The 17,007-nt window shown below is 38.9% G+C and carries 12 protein-coding genes; 3 read left to right on the forward strand and 9 right to left on the reverse strand.

Annotated elements, in window-relative coordinates:
• The 7 genes from L656_RS0117710 to L656_RS0117740 form a co-directional block, all read right to left on the reverse strand.
• Positions 1–927, reverse strand: coding sequence for a hydrogen peroxide-inducible genes activator (locus L656_RS0117710; protein ID WP_024600190.1), 927 nt, complete (start codon positions 925–927; stop codon positions 1–3).
• 82 nt (positions 928–1,009) lie between these two features.
• Complete coding sequence (locus tag L656_RS0117715) at positions 1,010–2,278, reverse strand: inorganic phosphate transporter (RefSeq protein WP_007586466.1); 1,269 nt, start codon at positions 2,276–2,278, stop codon at positions 1,010–1,012.
• Positions 2,279–2,317: 39 nt separating this feature from the next.
• Positions 2,318–2,995, reverse strand: coding sequence for a TIGR00153 family protein (locus tag L656_RS0117720; protein WP_024600191.1), 678 nt, complete (start codon positions 2,993–2,995; stop codon positions 2,318–2,320).
• Between the two features lie 150 nt (positions 2,996–3,145).
• A complete protein-coding gene (gene phoU / locus L656_RS0117725) occupies positions 3,146–3,847 on the reverse strand; it encodes a phosphate signaling complex protein PhoU (RefSeq protein ID WP_007586465.1) in 702 nt (233 codons plus the stop codon).
• Between the two features lie 46 nt (positions 3,848–3,893).
• Positions 3,894–4,721, reverse strand: a complete 828-nt coding sequence (pstB, locus tag L656_RS0117730) for a phosphate ABC transporter ATP-binding protein PstB (RefSeq protein ID WP_007586464.1) — start codon at positions 4,719–4,721, stop codon at positions 3,894–3,896.
• Between the two features lie 27 nt (positions 4,722–4,748).
• Positions 4,749–6,398 carry a phosphate ABC transporter permease PstA gene (gene pstA, locus L656_RS0117735; protein ID WP_024600192.1) on the reverse strand — a complete coding sequence of 550 codons (1,650 nt, stop codon included), beginning with the start codon at positions 6,396–6,398 and terminating at the stop codon, positions 4,749–4,751.
• 15 nt (positions 6,399–6,413) lie between these two features.
• Positions 6,414–8,648 (reverse strand): ABC transporter permease subunit, encoded by a 2,235-nt coding sequence (locus L656_RS0117740; protein ID WP_024600193.1) that lies wholly within the window; start codon positions 8,646–8,648, stop codon positions 6,414–6,416.
• A 381-nt stretch (positions 8,649–9,029) separates the two neighbouring features.
• Here L656_RS0117740 and L656_RS0117745 point away from each other — a divergent pair, with 381 nt between their 5' ends.
• From L656_RS0117745 to L656_RS0117755, 3 genes are all read left to right on the forward strand, one after another.
• Entirely contained in the window at positions 9,030–9,536 is a 507-nt protein-coding gene (locus tag L656_RS0117745; protein ID WP_002957843.1) for a glycine cleavage system protein R, read from the forward strand.
• A gap of 96 nt (positions 9,537–9,632) precedes the next feature.
• Positions 9,633–11,720, forward strand: a complete 2,088-nt coding sequence (gene ppk1, locus L656_RS0117750; RefSeq protein WP_024600194.1) for a polyphosphate kinase 1 — start codon at positions 9,633–9,635, stop codon at positions 11,718–11,720.
• Positions 11,713–13,200: a Ppx/GppA phosphatase family protein gene (locus L656_RS0117755; protein WP_024600195.1), complete on the forward strand. Its 1,488-nt coding sequence runs from the start codon at positions 11,713–11,715 to the stop codon at positions 13,198–13,200. The genes ppk1 and L656_RS0117755 overlap by 8 nt, the downstream gene beginning before the upstream one ends.
• Before the next feature lie 39 nt (positions 13,201–13,239).
• Here L656_RS0117755 and L656_RS0117760 read toward each other — a convergent pair whose 3' ends face one another.
• Together L656_RS0117760 and L656_RS0117765 are read right to left on the reverse strand one after the other, a co-directional pair.
• Complete coding sequence (locus L656_RS0117760; protein WP_024600196.1) at positions 13,240–13,695, reverse strand: hypothetical protein; 456 nt, start codon at positions 13,693–13,695, stop codon at positions 13,240–13,242.
• Positions 13,696–13,885: 190 nt separating this feature from the next.
• Positions 13,886–17,005 carry an efflux RND transporter permease subunit gene (locus L656_RS0117765; protein WP_024600197.1) on the reverse strand — a complete coding sequence of 1,040 codons (3,120 nt, stop codon included), beginning with the start codon at positions 17,003–17,005 and terminating at the stop codon, positions 13,886–13,888.
• Between the last annotated feature and the right edge of the window lie 2 nt (positions 17,006–17,007).

Below are 17,007 nucleotides of genomic sequence, written 5' to 3' on the forward strand. Positions count from 1 at the left end.
CTATTCTAATTTAGAAAAATCTAAACTACATTGGCGCTTTAAAAATACCTCAAGCTGTTGACTAAATAACTTAAAGTCACGGATCCGCCCCGTAGTTTTACGCCACAATATGCCAATATCTCTATATGCATCACTTTGTGATGGTGTAGCCACCATATTTTTATTATCTAAAATTCCGGCGTTAATCGCCATTTGTGGTAAAAAAGTCACCCCGAGCTGATGCTCAACCATACTCAATAATGTATGCAAGCTTGCTGCTTCAAATGGGTTAATACAGCTAGCACGATTTAAATGACATGCACTAAGCGCATGGCCTGTCATACAGTGCTCACGCTCAAGTAAGAATACGCTAGCCTCTGGTAATAGATTAAAGTCGACTACGCCCTTTGCAGCGCTATAATCCTTATGGTGCACTAAACTAAACTGATCTTTTGCCAATACTTGTGTATGAAATTTATCGGTTTCGTATGGCAGTGCAAGTAGCGCTAAATCAATATGCCCATGCTCAAGTTTATCCAGTAGCTTATCACTCGTATCTTCTATTAATACCAGCTCTAAATCACAAAAGGTTTCTTTACAAAAGTGATACAGAGGAGCCGCTATAAAGCTAGCAATTGTAGGTATAACACCCACCGTTAATTTACCACTCAGTGGTGTTAAAAAGCTTTTAGTGAGCTCTTTTAAACTAATTGTATCGTTAATTATTTTACGAGAGCGCTCAACAACTTCTTCACCAATACTGGTAAACATGAGGCTGCGATTTTCGCGTTCAATAAGCTGGCAACCCAAAGTTTCTTCAAGATTTTGAATAGCACTGCTTAAAGTAGATTGCCCAATAAAACAGGCACTGGCAGCTCTGCCAAAGTGCTGATGTTGATGAACAGCTAATAAATACTGTAGCTGTTTGATACTTGGAAGATTGGTCATTTTTTCTTTCCACAAATAAAAAGACCCCAACACCTAGGGCATTGAGATCTTTTCAAGCTAAAAGTCTTTGAGTACTTTTTTGTTAAACCCCAAATGCGGTTCTTAGTACGTAGAAAATAACAATAGCAAGGGCAGCGCCAACTGGCAATGTAATTACCCAAGAAACTACGATGTTTCTGATAACACCCATGTTAAGTGCACCAATTCCACGTGCCATACCTACACCTAATACCGCACCTACTAAGGTTTGAGTAGTAGAGATTGGCATACCAGTACCTGATGCAATAACAACGGTAGAAGCAGCGGCTAATTCAGCAGCAAAACCACGACTAGGCGTTAAATGTGTAATGCCTTCGCCAATCGTTTTAATTACTTTTTTGCCCAAAATAGCAAGACCCGCAACAATACCAAAACCACCTAAAGGTAGAATCCACCAAGCAATAGCGGCTTTCTTAGCAATTTCACCATTGTTTTCAACAATATTTACAACAGCAGCTAATGGACCAATTGCATTAGCAACGTCGTTAGAACCATGTGCAAAGGCCATACAACATGCTGTTAATACCATTAGAACAGCAAACACTTTTTCAACATTATTGAACTGCATTTGTTTATCTGCTTTTGGATCGATATTTAAACGAGAAATAGCAATTTTACCAATAATAGCAACAACTACTGCAACTGCGATTGCAAGGGCATACCCTTCGGCTGCACCTAAATCAACACCAACATGCTTTAAGCCTTTTTTAATTGTAACCAAGGCCATTATAAAACCTGCTAAACCCATATAAAGTGGTACATAGCGTTTAGCATTTTTTAGAGGTGCATCTGTATTAAAAATAAGTTTTTGTGCACTCATAAATATTAAGTATGCAATAAAGCCTGATATGGCGGGCGTTATAATCCAACTACCAACAATACCACCTACTTTATCCCATTGAATCGCCTCAGTGCCGACAGCAACTAACGCAAAACCAATGATTGCACCAATGATTGAATGAGTCGTTGATACTGGCCAACCTAAGAACGAGGCCATTAATAACCAAGCACCCGCTGCAAATAAAGACGAAATCATACCCAGAACCATAAGCTCCGGAATATCTGCAAATGGTGCCGCATCAATAATTCCTTTACGAATTGTTGATGTAACCTCACCACCTGCCAAGTAAGCGCCTGCAAATTCAAAAATCATCGCAATAAAAATTGCTTGTTTGATTGTAAGTGCTTTTGAACCTACAGATGTACCCATGGCGTTAGCTACGTCATTCGCGCCAATACCATAAGCCATAAAAAAGCCGACTGCTGCGGCAATTAAAATTAATACCGTGCCGTAAGATGCAATGATATCCATTGTAAAACCTTAATCTTTCGTGTTTGAACTGATTTTAAATTAACGAGCTAACATCAGCTCAAGACGTGATCCTACGCGCTCTGCAATATCTGCAAGCTCGCCAACCCATTCAATAATTTTATATAAAAACATTACATCAATTGGGTTTAACTCACCTTCTACATCACGTAACTGGCGGCGTACTTTTATTTGCATTTCATCCGTGTCTTGTTCTATCGCATCCAATTCAACTAACATTTTTTCTACTAAGGTGACTTCTCGACCTTTAAAACCCGTTTCTAGCAATTCTTCTAACTCGTTAATTGCCTTTGATGCTTGTTTAGTCGCATCTACACAACGTGTTAAATAAGCTAAAAAGTCAGTTTGCATAACTTTTGGAATGGTCATTTCACGACCAATCACTCGCCCAGCTATGTCTTTCGCTTTATTGGCAATTTTATCTTGTTGAGTTACTAATTCGAGAAGATCTGTACGCTCTACCGGCATGAATAAACCACGCGGTAACTGTAAACGTATATCTCTTTTCATATCATCAGCTTCACGTTCTAAATTGCGAATAGTGATGCGAAGCTCTTCTGCCTGTACCCACTCTTCTTTAAATACGTGATTAAAAAAAGGTATCAAAGCTTTACTTGCTTGATGAACCTTCTTGATGTGTTCTTCCATTGGTTTGATAGGAGATTTTGCAAATACTCCTAAAAACGCGTTTGTAGGCATAACTGACCCTTTAATCAAATTGATATGCTTTGCAGCATGAATTTTACAGTATTAACCAAGATTGTGAACGCTTTTTATTACTTCACTAAAGCTTGCAATACACAAAGCGGCACTAAGCCGCTTTAATAGAAATACATGATGGATAAAAAATCATAGTGATTTTTCTATATCTTCTTGAGATGTATGGCGAATATCTTTGCCATTAACAAAATAAATAATGTATTCAGCAATGTTCTGACAGCGATCACCAATACGCTCTAATGAGCGAACAGACCAAACTAAGTCCATGATTTTAGGGATTGAGCGTGGATCTTCCATCATGTAAGTCATTATTTGACGTGTGATAGCTTCATATTCGCGGTCAACTTTTGCATCTTCTTTATGTACTTGAAATGCGCGTTGCACATCCATACGCGCAAATGCATCTAGTACGTCGTGTAGCATTTTTAAAACTTGACGGCCCATATTTTCAATATTTACTAATAAATCTTGCTGATCTTTAGTAAATGAGTCTAGTGCAACTTTAGCAATTCGCTCAGCTTCATCGCCAATACGCTCTAAATCAGCAATTGTTTTTGCAATTGCAATCACTAAACGTAAGTCGCTTGCTGCAGGCTGGCGACGCGCAATAATACGCGTACATTCTTCATCAATGCTTACTTCCATAGCATTCACTTTATAATCGTTCTGACGTACCTTTTGAGCAAGCTCTGCATCGTTACGGCTCACAGCATCAAGCGCACTATTTAACTGCTGTTCAACTAATCCACCCATGCTTAATACATGATTACGTACATTTTCTAGCTCTTGGTTAAAACGCCCAGAAATATGTTTATTAATATTATGTTCCATAGTTACCTTCTCTCTTTATCTTGCACAACACGCTATAACGGACTAATTAACCGTAACGACCGGTAATGTAATCCTCGGTCTTTTTCTTCGTTGGTGTAGTAAATAAGGTATTTGTGTCTGAGTACTCAATCAATTCGCCCATATACATAAAGGCTGTTTGATCAGATACGCGTGCCGCTTGTTGCATGTTATGAGTAACAATAACAACGGTAAATTGGTTTTTTAAATCGTTTATTAGCTCTTCGATTACCAAAGTAGAAATTGGGTCGAGTGCCGATGTAGGCTCATCTAATAAAAGAACTTCTGGCTCAATTGCAATTGAGCGAGCAATAACTAAACGCTGTTGCTGACCACCCGATAAGCCAAACGCGCTATCGTGTAATCTATCTTTTACTTCATCCCATAAAGCAGCACCACGAAGTGATTGCTCTACCACTTCGTCTAACTTACGCTTCTCTTTAATGCCTTGTAAGCGTAGGCCATAAACCACATTTTCATAAATTGATTTAGGAAATGGGTTAGGACGCTGAAACACCATACCTACATTACGACGAAGTGCTGCTACATCTACGCTCTTATCGTAAATATTTTGACCGTGAAGTAATATTTCACCTTCAATACGACAAATATCAACCAAATCATTCATGCGGTTAATGCAACGTAATAACGTTGATTTACCACAACCTGATGGTCCTATAAACGCAGTTACTTGGCCTTTTGGAATGTTCATATTTACTTTATTAAGCGCTTGCTTATCACCGTAGTAAAGATCGAGATCTTTAATCTCTAGCGCTTTTTGGTCATCCGTTAAATTTTCTAGGTCTAACTTCTGGCCTATATTAGCTTGGTTTACTTTTGGAGCGACTGTAATCATTTTTGTTACCTATAAAATCTTTACTAATTAGTGTTCAAGCGATCTGAATTTTTCACGTAAATGGTTACGTATACCAATGGCCGTTATGTTTAGGGTAATAATCACCGACACCAATAAAAAGGCCGTTGCGTATACCAGCGGGCGTGCCGCTTCAACATTAGGGCTTTGGAAGCCAACATCGTATATATGAAAGCCTAAGTGCATGAACTTTCTATCTAAGTGAAAATACGGGAAGTTGCCATCAAGTGGTAATGTAGGGGCCATTTTTACGACGCCTACTAGCATTAACGGTGCAACTTCACCTGCAGCACGCGCAACTGCCAGTATTAAACCGGTCATAATTGCAGGGCTTGCCATTGGAATAATTATGCGCCATAACGTTTCTACTTTTGTTGCGCCAAGCGCTAGTGAACCATCACGTACGGTACTTGGAATACGAGATAAACCTTCTTCAGTCGATACAATAACAACTGGCAGCGTTAGTATAGCGAGCGTTAATGCCGACCACATTACACCTGGTGTACCAAATACTGGCGTTGGCGACGATTCTGGATAAAATAGTTGGTCTAAGCTACCACCTAACATGTATACAAAAAAGCCAAGGCCAAATACACCATATACAATTGAAGGAACACCGGCCAAGTTAATCACCGCGATACGGATCATTTTAGTGATTGCATTTTTAGCGGCGTACTCGTGTAAGTAAATTGCAGCAACAACGCCAAACGGTGTCACTATTACAGCCATCAACATAACCATAAACACAGTACCAAATATAGCAGGGAAAACACCACCCTCTGTATTTGCTTCACGTGGATCATCAGATACAAACTTACCTAGCTGTACAAAATAGTGACCTAGCTTTGCAAAAAAGCCCATGTCGTTTGGAAACCAAACATCAAGTACTTGGTACATTGGAATCGTTACAACCTCACCGCGCATATCTTTTACAGTTACGTGGTCACGCTTAGCTTGCTTGCGTAGTGCAAATAAATCTTTTTCAAGTACACCATACTGTGCACGTAATTCAGCACGCTCTTGAGCAAGCTCAGCAACACGCTCATCAGTAAGTGCATTATCGAGTAAGTAGCCCTTTTCTTTTAAACGAAGGCGTTCAAGTGCGTAGTTAATATGCCCAATGTCACCATTTTGCAAATCAAGTGCTTCGTCGTTTAAGTCTACTGCACGCTCTACAAGCTCATGTAGCGCTTCAATCTTATCGCCTTCGACTGGTTTACCATCTTTAATTACACTTTCAACATAACCATAAAAATTACCGTTTTTACTACGCTCAAATACAGCAAGCGCCGCTGGTGCTGTTTTATTTTTTATGTCGGTTTCTAATATCCAACGAAAATCTAAATCTACATATTCGCGGTTACCTGTTTTAATAAGCAAGCGCTCTATTTCTTCTTTTTCAAATTCGCTAACATCAATACCTGTCGCGGCTAAACGCGTTTTTGGTACTAATTCACGGTCGTAAACTTCGCCAATCACGGTTTGCTTTGCAATCGACCCTTCAAGTTCAAATTGCACAACTTCCGAAGGCCAAAAAAAACTTAATCCCTTCCAGGCTATCATTGCTAATAAGCCTAAAACTGAAATCAAACTGATGCTCACTGCACCACCGGTCATCCAAATCCAAGGAGAACCAGACTTAAACCACTGCTTTACCATGTCGTGTCTCTCCGCTTACATCGAGCTATATTTTTCACGCAGTTGCTGGCGAACAAACTCAGCTACTGTGTTAAAAATGAATGTGAATATGAATAGTACAAAGGCCGCTAAGAACAGTATTCTATAATGTGAACTGCCTACTTCAGACTCTGGCATTTCAACTGCAATATTTGCCGCAAGCGTTCGCATACCTTGGAAAATACTCCAATCCATAATAGGTGTATTACCCGTGGCCATAAGTACAATCATGGTTTCGCCAACTGCTCGGCCAAGTCCCATCATTACCGCTGAGAAAATACCAGGGCTTGCTGTTAGTAATACAACGCGTATTAGTGTTTGCCACTGCGTTGCACCTAATGCTAATGAGCCGTTTGATAAATGCTTTGGAACACTAAATACAGCATCTTCTGCAATTGAGAATATGGTAGGAATAACCGCAAAACCCATCGCAATACCTACAACAAGTGAGTTACGTTGATCGAATGTCATACCCAGCTCATTTGTTAAGTACTGACGTACATTGCCGTCAAACATCCAAAGCTCAACAAATCCACTCATCGCAAACGAAAACCAACCAATAAGTAAGACGACCGGAATAAGGATAATTGAATGAGAACCTTCAGGAATTCTATGGCGAATTTTTGTTGGCAATTTAGTCCAAGCTAAGCCCGTCGCTAACATACCTAGCGGTAATAGTACGAGTAACCCAACAATCGCAGGTAAGTGTTCTTCTATTAACGGTGCTAACCAAAGACCCGCTAAAAAACCCAAAATAACCGTTGGTAATGCTTCCATTATTTCTACGGTAGGCTTAACCACTTTACGTAATTTGCTCGACATAAAGTATGCCGTGTAAATAGCCGCCGAAAGCGCGATTGGTACAGCAAACAACATAGCGTAAAGTGCAGCTTTTAATGTACCAAACGAAATTGGCACTAATGAAAACTTAGACTCAAAGTCATCACTAGCTGATGTTGACTGCCATATATAACCTGGCTCTGGGTAACCTTCGTACCAGACTTCTTGCCAAAGTGCTGACCAAGTAACTTCTGGATGCTCGTTGTGAATATCTAATACGGTTAGTTTGTTATCCGCTAAAATTAACGCAGCATTTGAACGTGGTGCAATTGCAAAGTTCTCTATTGCACCTTCACTTACTTTACCTTGCCAAAGTTTTGCTTCACTTGTTGTGTAATACACACCTAGCTCACCATTATTGCCGGTAGTAAAAAAAGTACGACGGTAAAACTCAGTAAATATATTTAGCTTACTTTGCTTAGTCGTTTCAAATGAGCGAATTTTTTGATATTCGCGGCCTGTGTCAGTGTTTACTTCGAACCACTGCGAAACCTCACCGTTATCATTCGCAAGCATTAATGAGTTTGCACCAGCCAACAACTGTGCAGATACAATATTTGCATTTTCTTCGTTAGCCGAAAGTAATTGAATTTGCTCTACATCACTTGGGTCGCGTGTATCGTATACATACACTTGATTAGCAGAACGCACAAAAGTACGTGTTGTATCTGGCGACATTAATAACTCGTCTACACGTCCTTCAACATCAAGTTCTGTACGCTCAACAACCCACTCAACTTCACCAGTAAACATATTCTCTTCAGCAACAAAACTGCTAAACAGTACACGTTTATCTTCGGTAAGTGCTACAACTGCTGTTTTGTCTTCATAGTGACTAAATGCAAAGCGTTTAATAGCCGCACCTTGCTCATCTACTTCTAAAGCCATTTCCCCAAGAGGAAAACCTAAGCGAGGTGTTAATTTACGTTCGTTGTTTGGAAAGGTAACTAAAAATTTAGGTGCAACAACCATTATGGTGCCATCTTTTAAACCAAACGCATAATGCCCTTGAAAAGGCGCGCTAGTTGCAAAGCTTGTTGCATCACTAGGTAACTCTGCATTAAGCGTTTTGAGTTTTTTACCAAAACTACCTGACTCAACACTGTAAAAATCAACCTGCCCCTGTTCACTTAGTAAATAAGCTACTTCAGTTTGCTCTTCTACGCCTAAACCTACTATTTGCTGTGAATTAGCAACATGAAAGCTATCGCGCTTTTCTACTTTTGCTGATTCAAAAATTGGCTGTACTACATAAAGAAGGTAAAAGAATATTAATAGCAGCGCTACTAATACCATTATCCCACCTGCGGTTATGCCAAATTTGGCAAACCGATCTTTAAATAGACGGCTTCGATCCGTATTAAAAGTCGGCTTATTCGGATTTGAAGTCATCAAAACACCCTTAAATCTTAACGTTGCACAAATTATATTTCATCAAGATGACAGTATTGTTACAACGGTAACAATAAGCACTTTAAAACACTTTTAAATAAGACTCGCGAGGTAAATGCCTAAATTAACTTCAAATCGATGATTTATAAGTGAACTAAATTATAAAATAATTGGACAAAGTATTTATCGAGGTCAATACTCAGAGAGTACTTAGTAAATAATAATGACTATTGATACTGCGTAGAGTCAACACAACTATATCCATTTTTATTAATTTAAAATCAAAGATTTATACAAAGTGCAATAACACACAATTTATATTAAACAATACACTTAATGCCTATGCATTTACTTTCTTTGGGCTTAAAAAGAGAATTATTTATGAAGCAGTTGGTTATAACTATTTTAGGGCAAGATCGCCCCGGTTTAGTCGAGAGCATCTCATCAGTCGTATTACAAAATCATGGCAACTGGCTAAGCAGTAACTTAAGCCATTTATTAGGTCATTTTGCAGGTATCATTCAACTTGAAGTTGCTGAGGAGCATTTTCAGTCATTACAAAGTGCTTTAAATAAGTTACCTAAGTTAGACGTTCGTATTGAAACCGGAAACACAGAGATTGAACCATCAACACTAGAGCAAATTAATCTAGTTATAACAGGTAACGATCGTCCAGGTATTGTTCAAGAGCTGGCAAGTGTAATACGCCATAAAGGCGCTAATATTACTCATTTAAATTCAAGACAACAAAGCGCACCTAATTGGGGAGTGCCTATTTTTAGCGCTGTTGCTACCGTCACGTTGCCAAATGGCATGAATAAAGATGAAGTTATTGAAGCACTAGAGTCAATCACAAGTGATTTAATTGTAGATACAGAAGAAGTTTAACCTCAATTTGTGCGTGTCATGCATATGACACGCATGTCATTTTAATGTCATTAATCTGCACTATATTTTATTCAGTATCTAATTACGGAATAAAATATGAACGCTTACACAGAACAACCTCAAGTCATTGAATACTTTGCTAAGGAACTTAGCTGGCTGTCGTTTAATGAGCGCGTACTGCAAGAAGCAAAAGACAAAAACAATCCAATTATTGAGAGGATACGTTTTTTAGGTATTTTTTCTAATAACCTTGATGAGTTTTTCAGGGTGCGTGTGGCAGACGTTAAACGCCGTATTTTATTGAATAAACTACCAAATGCTAACTTTGAAGAAGATGAAGCACTACTAAGTCAAATACAAAAAAAAGTATTACAACTTGGCAAAAAGTTTAATCTAATTCATCAGCAAATCTTAAACGATCTTACTGCGCATAATATTCATGTGGACCGCCCAGAAGAACTCACTGAGTTTCATTTAAACTGGTTGAAAAATTATTTCCATGACAATGTATTGCAGCATATATCTCCTATTTTATTAGACGAAAATAAAGATTACTCCGACTACATAAACGACACAATGACCTACTTATTTGTAGAAATGAGCGATGAAAAAAGTCATTTTGCTATGCTAGAAGTACCTACAGACCGAGTGTCTAGATTCATAATACTACCACCAGAAAAAACTCGACGTCATAAAACTATTGTAATGCTAGATGACGTAATTTTATATTTTTTAAATGATGTATTTAGTAACTTTTTTACTTTTGAAACCATTCAAGGTCATGCGATAAAACTAACTCGCGACGCAGAATATAATTTAGATGATGAGCTAGAAGAGGGCTTACTTGATAAAATGTCAAAAGGCCTAAAACAGCGAATTTACGCAGAACCAGTTCGTCTTGTATACGATGAAGCAATGCCAGAGAGCATGTTAAAGGTAATGAAAAAGCGTTTAAACGTGACCCACCACGATGCATTAATACCTGCAGGCCGCTACCGAAACTTTAGAGACTTTATTACTTTTCCAAATGTAGGCCGTCAGTATCTCGAAAATAAGCCACTGCCAGCACTTCAAAGTACCGCATTTAACAAACATACCAGTGTATTTGATGCCATAACCTGTCACGACATATTACTTTACTACCCATATCATACCTTTAACCATTTATTAGAATTTGTACGCCAAGCTGCATTTGATCCTATGGTTACACAAATAAAAGTTAATATTTATCGTGTTGCAAGTAAGTCTCGGCTTATTTCTTCACTTATCAATGCAGCTAAAAATGGCAAAAAAGTAACGGTAATGGTCGAATTAAAAGCTCGTTTTGATGAGCAAAATAATATTGAATGGGCAAAGGTATTAAGTAGTGCCAGTATAAAAGTAATCTTTGGTATTCCAGCATTAAAAGTACATAGTAAATTGTGTATTATTCACCGTAAAGAAAAAAACAAAATAGTAAAATACGCACATATAGGCACGGGGAATTTTCACGAAAAAACGGCAAAAATTTACACAGATTTTAGCCTTTTCACTAAACATACTGGTATTTCTGAGGAGTGCGATAGTGTATTTAAATTTATAGAAAGCAGCTATAAACCCTTTAATTTTGAATACTTAATGATCTCACCTGTTAATGCACGCGATATGCTTTTGGATTTAATAGATAAAGAAATTCAACATGTAGAAAATGGAAAACTAGGAAAAATCACTCTCAAGATAAATAATTTAGTAGATAAGCAACTTGTCGATAAGCTTTATTACGCGGGCCGCAGAGGCGTTAAAGTACGTATAATTGTACGCGGAATGTGCTCGTTAATACCTGGGATTACTAAGTTCAGCGACAATATAAGAGTAATAAGTATTGTTGACCGCTTTTTAGAGCACCCTAGAGTGATGGTGTTTGGTAATAACGGCGATGATAAAGTATATATTTCGTCTGCCGATTGGATGACACGCAACCTAGATCATCGTGTAGAAGTGGGCGTACCAATTTTAGATGCTAAATTAAAACAGCTCATTATTGATATTTTAGAGCTACAATTTAAAGACCGTACTAAAGCGCGACTAATCGACAGTGAACAAAAAAATACGTATGTTAGACGCGGAAACAGAAAAAAAATACGTTCGCAAATTGCAATTTATGACCATCTAAAAAAATGGGAACACAATTATAATAATGAATGATCATCCCTCAATAGCAGCCGTCGATTTAGGCTCAAATAGCTTTCACTTAGTGGTTGCTCGTGAAGTTGATGGCACACTACAAATCCTGCATAAAGAAAAGCAGCGCGTATATTTAGCGGATGGCCTAGACGATAAATTTAGGCTAAGCCAGCAAGCAATTGACCGTGCCTTAATTGTACTTAAACAGTTTGCAAAAACACTACAAGATTTCCCCGCCTGCAACGTAAAAGTAGCAGCTACTTATACTTTTCGTAGAGCTAAAAATATTCATGCATTTTTAACACAGGCTAATAAAGCATTTCCTTTTCATATAGATGTAATTGCAGGACAAGAAGAAGCACGACTGATTTATCAAGGAGTTGCCCATTACGTTCATAATGAAGATAACCGCCTTGTTATCGATATAGGCGGCGGTAGTACAGAACTTATAGTTGGTAAGCACTTTAAACATAAGTTACTTACGAGTCGAAATATGGGCTGTGTGAGTTACACAAATCAATTTTTCAGTGACGGTATAATAAATTCAAAACGCTTTAATAAAGCTGAAATAAAAGCTGAACAAGAAATAGAAGCTATTTTTGCCAATTATGTAGCCGAGGGTTGGAAAAACGTTATTGGTACATCTGGTACTATTAAATCCATTTTGGCTATGGTGAGCGCTCAAAATCCACATCAGCCTTGCATAACTTACGACGACTTATTAAGCCTTAAACAACAATTTATAAAAGCAAAAAGAATTGATAATTTAGAAATCGAAGGGCTAACACCAGAACGCCAGCAGAGTATGTGTGGCGGACTTGCCATTTTAATTGCAATTTTTAGAGAATTTGCAATCACCGAACTAACTTATAGTGATTTTTCGCTACGTGAGGGTTTGCTTCATGAAATGCAGCAAAAATTGGCTGATAAAGATATACGCAGTAATACCATAAATAATGTTAGCGACAGGTACACTGTAGATAAAGCTCACGCAACGCGAGTTTCAGATACCGCTATTTGGCTCTATGAACGTTTAAAGTCGTCTTGGCAGCTTAATAATAAAGACGATGTTGCTTTACTAATTTGGGCAGCAAAATTACATGAAATTGGTCTATCGATTAACTCATCGGGTATTAATAAACACAGCGCCTATATTGTTGCTAATAGCCAGCTGCCAGGCTTTACGCAGCAAGAGCAATTAATACTCAGCTCACTCATTCGTTTTTATCGTAAAAAAATTAAACTCGATGAACTCTCTGAATTTATAACTATTTCGCAACAACAAGTACTTAAACTCATCACTATTTTACGTTTAGCGATTTTATTTAATCAGAAACGCCAAGTGAGCCAAAAACCAAATATGGAAATTAGCGCAAATAGCACCGGATTATTTATAAAGTTTTGCGATAACTACCTGCAAGAGCATACTCTACTGCAAGCAGATTTAGAGCTAGAGCAACGTTATTTGAAAAAGGTAGGTATAGCACTTAATTGCTCCTAGACCAGCAAAAGCAGGGTGACTAACACCCTGCTTTTATAGCTACATATCCATATGTCGATTAGTACTTTGCATCATTTGCTTTATACCTTGCTTTTCAAGCTCTAGTATTTGTTGAAGCTTTTCTTGCCCACTTTGGGTTTCGGCGCGTTCAAGTAAGTATTCATATAGCTCAATCACTTTTTGATGCTGCTCTGATAAATAAGCTTGGATAACTTTCTCATCGAATTGCTGATCTTTACTAATATCATCAAAGGTAATTAACTCAGGATTTTTAGCAAAGTATTCATAGCTGTATGTATCGAGCGTATTTATTTCAGTTATCGCTTTAAACCCGACTAAATCTTCGGCGAGTTTTTTTTCGTAATTTAGGTAGTAGTCCACCAGCATTGCATTATGTTCATCGAGTAAATCCTTTACGCTATAAAAATTAGCCGCCATTTGCGTATGAAACAAAACGGTCCAATCGTATACCTCTTTAATTGTTTTAACTTGCATGTGCATTCCTTACTTGTTGACTGTATAGGTAATACACTGCGTAAAGCGTGCCAATTAAAAAGCCATTTAAAAACAGTTGGTTAATTTAAATATGAGTAATAACGAGCTATTAAATAGAACAACTTACAAATTATGAGTAACTTTTATAGAGTAATACGCCATCAAATTAGCGTATTACTCTGTGTATTTATTATTTAAGTCCTTGTTTGCGCCACAGCAAGTAAACAGCAGGAATAACAAGTAAGGTGAGTACAATTGCACTGCCCATACCGCCAACCATAGGCGCTGCTATTCGGCTCATTACTTCGCTTCCGGTGCCTGTACCATAAAGTACAGGTAATAAGCCGATAATAATTGTCGCGACAGTCATCATAACCGGGCGTACTCGAAGCCCTGCACCTTCAATAATGGCTTGCTGTAATTGCACTAAGCTAAGCGGTTTTCCGGCTTGCTCTGCTTCGAGGCACTTTTCTTGATAGGCTTGGTTTAAATACACCAACATAATGACTCCTATTTCTACCGCTACTCCAGCTAAGGCAATAAAGCCTACACCTACTGCAACTGAAAAGTTAAAGCCCTCTAAATACATTAGCCATACGCCACCAATCATTGCCAGTGGCAACGTAGCCATAATAATAGTGACCTCAGCAAAGCTTCTAAAATTAAGGTAAAGCAATACAATAATAATCGCTAATGTAAGTGGTAATACATAAGTCAGTTTGTCTTTAGCGCGCTGCATGTATTCATACTGCCCAGCCCACGTAATTGAGTAGCCAGCAGGTAGTATTAGGTCTTTATTGAGCACTTGCTGAGCGTGCTCAACGTAAGTACCAATATCAACACCGTCTATATCAATAAAGCTCCAACCGTTTAAGCGCGCATTTTCGCTTTTTATACCTGGCGGTCCATCTTCAATAAATACATCAGCTACATCACCAAGTGCTATACGCTGCCCTGTAGGCGTTACAATAGGTAACAACATTAACTCTTCTGGCGAGTCTCTGTATGCTTGCGGATAACGTAAATTAACAGGGTAACGCTCTTGCCCTTCTACCGTTTGTGTTACGTTTGTACCACCTATTGCAGTAGATACAACTTGTTGTACGTCGCTAATGTTTAAGCTATAACGCGCGGCTTTTTCACGATTTATATCTACTTTTATATAACGTCCACCGGCTACGCGCTCTGAGTAAACCGATGCGGTGCCTTGCACATCTTTTAAAAGCACTTCTATTTGTTGACCAATTTTTTGAATTTCGCTCAACTTTGGTCCCGCAACTTTAATGCCCACGGGAGTTTTAATACCCGTTGCGAGCATATCAATACGTGTTTTAATTGGCATTACCCACGCATTCGTCAACCCTGGAAACTTAACTAAGCCGTCGAGTTCTTTTTTCAGCTTTTCAAGGGTCATACCCTCGCGCCATTCGTCTTTTGGTTTTAGCTGAATAAACGTCTCTATCATTGTAAGAGGCGCAGGATCTGTTGCAGTTTCTGCTCGCCCAACTTTACCAAATACCGTTTTAACTTCGGGTACTGTGGCAATTAACTTGTCGGTTTGCTGTAGTATTTCGCGCGCTTTACCTACCGATAAACCTGGATACGTTGTGGGCATATACATTAAGTCGCCCTCATCGAGTGGCGGAATAAATTCACTGCCTATTTTGTTTACCGGGTAAAAGCCAATAACAGACACGACCACCGCGAGTACCAATGTCATTTTTGGAAATTTAAGCACCCAGTTAAGTAATGGCCGATACGCTGCAACAAGTAATCGGTTAACTGGATTTTTTTGCTCCGAAATAACTTTACCTCTAATAAAGTAACCCATTAATACCGGCACTAAGGTAATCGCAAGCCCAGCAGACGCTGCCATAGCATAGGTTTTAGTGTAAGCCAGTGGCGCAAACATACGCCCTTCTTGCGCTTCTAAAATAAATACCGGCATAAAGCTGACGGTAATAATTAATAAACTAAAAAATAATGCAGGACCTACTTCACTCGCTGATTTAGCCACAACTTCCCAACGGTTTTCCTTGGTAAGGGGCGTTTTTTCCATATGCTTATGCATATTTTCAATCATAACGATAGCGCCGTCGGTCATTGCGCCTATGGCTATTGCAATTCCTCCTAAAGACATAATGTTGGCGTTAATCCCCTGCCAATACATAATTATAAATGCCGTTAAAATCCCAAGCGGTAAGGTAATAATCGCCACCAGCGATGAGCGCACATGAAACAAAAACACCACACACACTAAGGCAACTACAATAAGCTCTTCAATTAGCTTACTTGTTAGATTATCTACCGCGTTATTTATTAAGTTAGAGCGATCGTACACAGGGACTATTTCAACGCCCTCTGGTAATCCCTTTTTAAGCGATTCTAGTTTTTCTTTTACGAGCTCAATGGTTTTTTGTGCATTTTCGCCATAGCGCATAATAACAATGCCGCCGGTTACTTCGCCTTCGCCATTTAGCTCTGCAATACCACGGCGCATTTGCGGTCCAACCCGAATATCAGCTACATCACGTAATTGCAGCGCAGTACCGTTGGCGTTTACACCAAGCGGAATAGCTTCCAAGTCGGCAACACTCTTAATGTAGCCGGTGCTTGTTACCATGTATTCAGCTTCAGCCATTTCAACTACCGAGGCGCCCATCTCTTGGTTGCCTTGTTGAATAGCTGTTTGAATAAGGCTTAGCGGAATACCATATGCGCGTAATTTATCGGGCTCTACATTGACTTGGTATTGCTTAACCATGCCACCAACAGCAGCCACTTCAGATACACCGGGCACAGTTTGTAGCTCAAACTTTAAAAACCAATCTTGTAAGCTTCGTAGCTGACTAATATCGTGTTTATTTGTTTTATCAATTAGTGCGTATAAGTAAATCCAACCTACGCCTGTTGCATCAGGGCCAAGCTCTGGCGTAGCGCTATCGGGTAATCTACTCGCTACTTGGCTTAGGTATTCTTGTACTCGGCTACGCGCCCAATACAAATCGGTTTTTTCGTCAAAAATAACGTAAACGTACGAGTCTCCAAAAAACGAAAAACCCCTTACAGTTTGCGCACCCGGCACAGAAAGCATTGCTGTGGTGAGCGGAAATGTAACTTGGTCTTGCACTACTTGCGGCGCTTGCCCCGGATAAGTGGTTTTTATAATGACCTGAACATCAGATAAGTCAGGCAAGGCATCCACGGGAGTATTTTTTACAGCAAACAACCCTCCACCCAGTAAAATTAATGTAAGCAACAACACAAAAAAGCGATTGCTAACAGACCAGCGAATAATGGCAGTTATCATAA

The organism is Pseudoalteromonas sp. TAE56 (assembly GCF_000497955.1).
Lineage (GTDB): Bacteria > Pseudomonadota > Gammaproteobacteria > Enterobacterales > Alteromonadaceae > Pseudoalteromonas.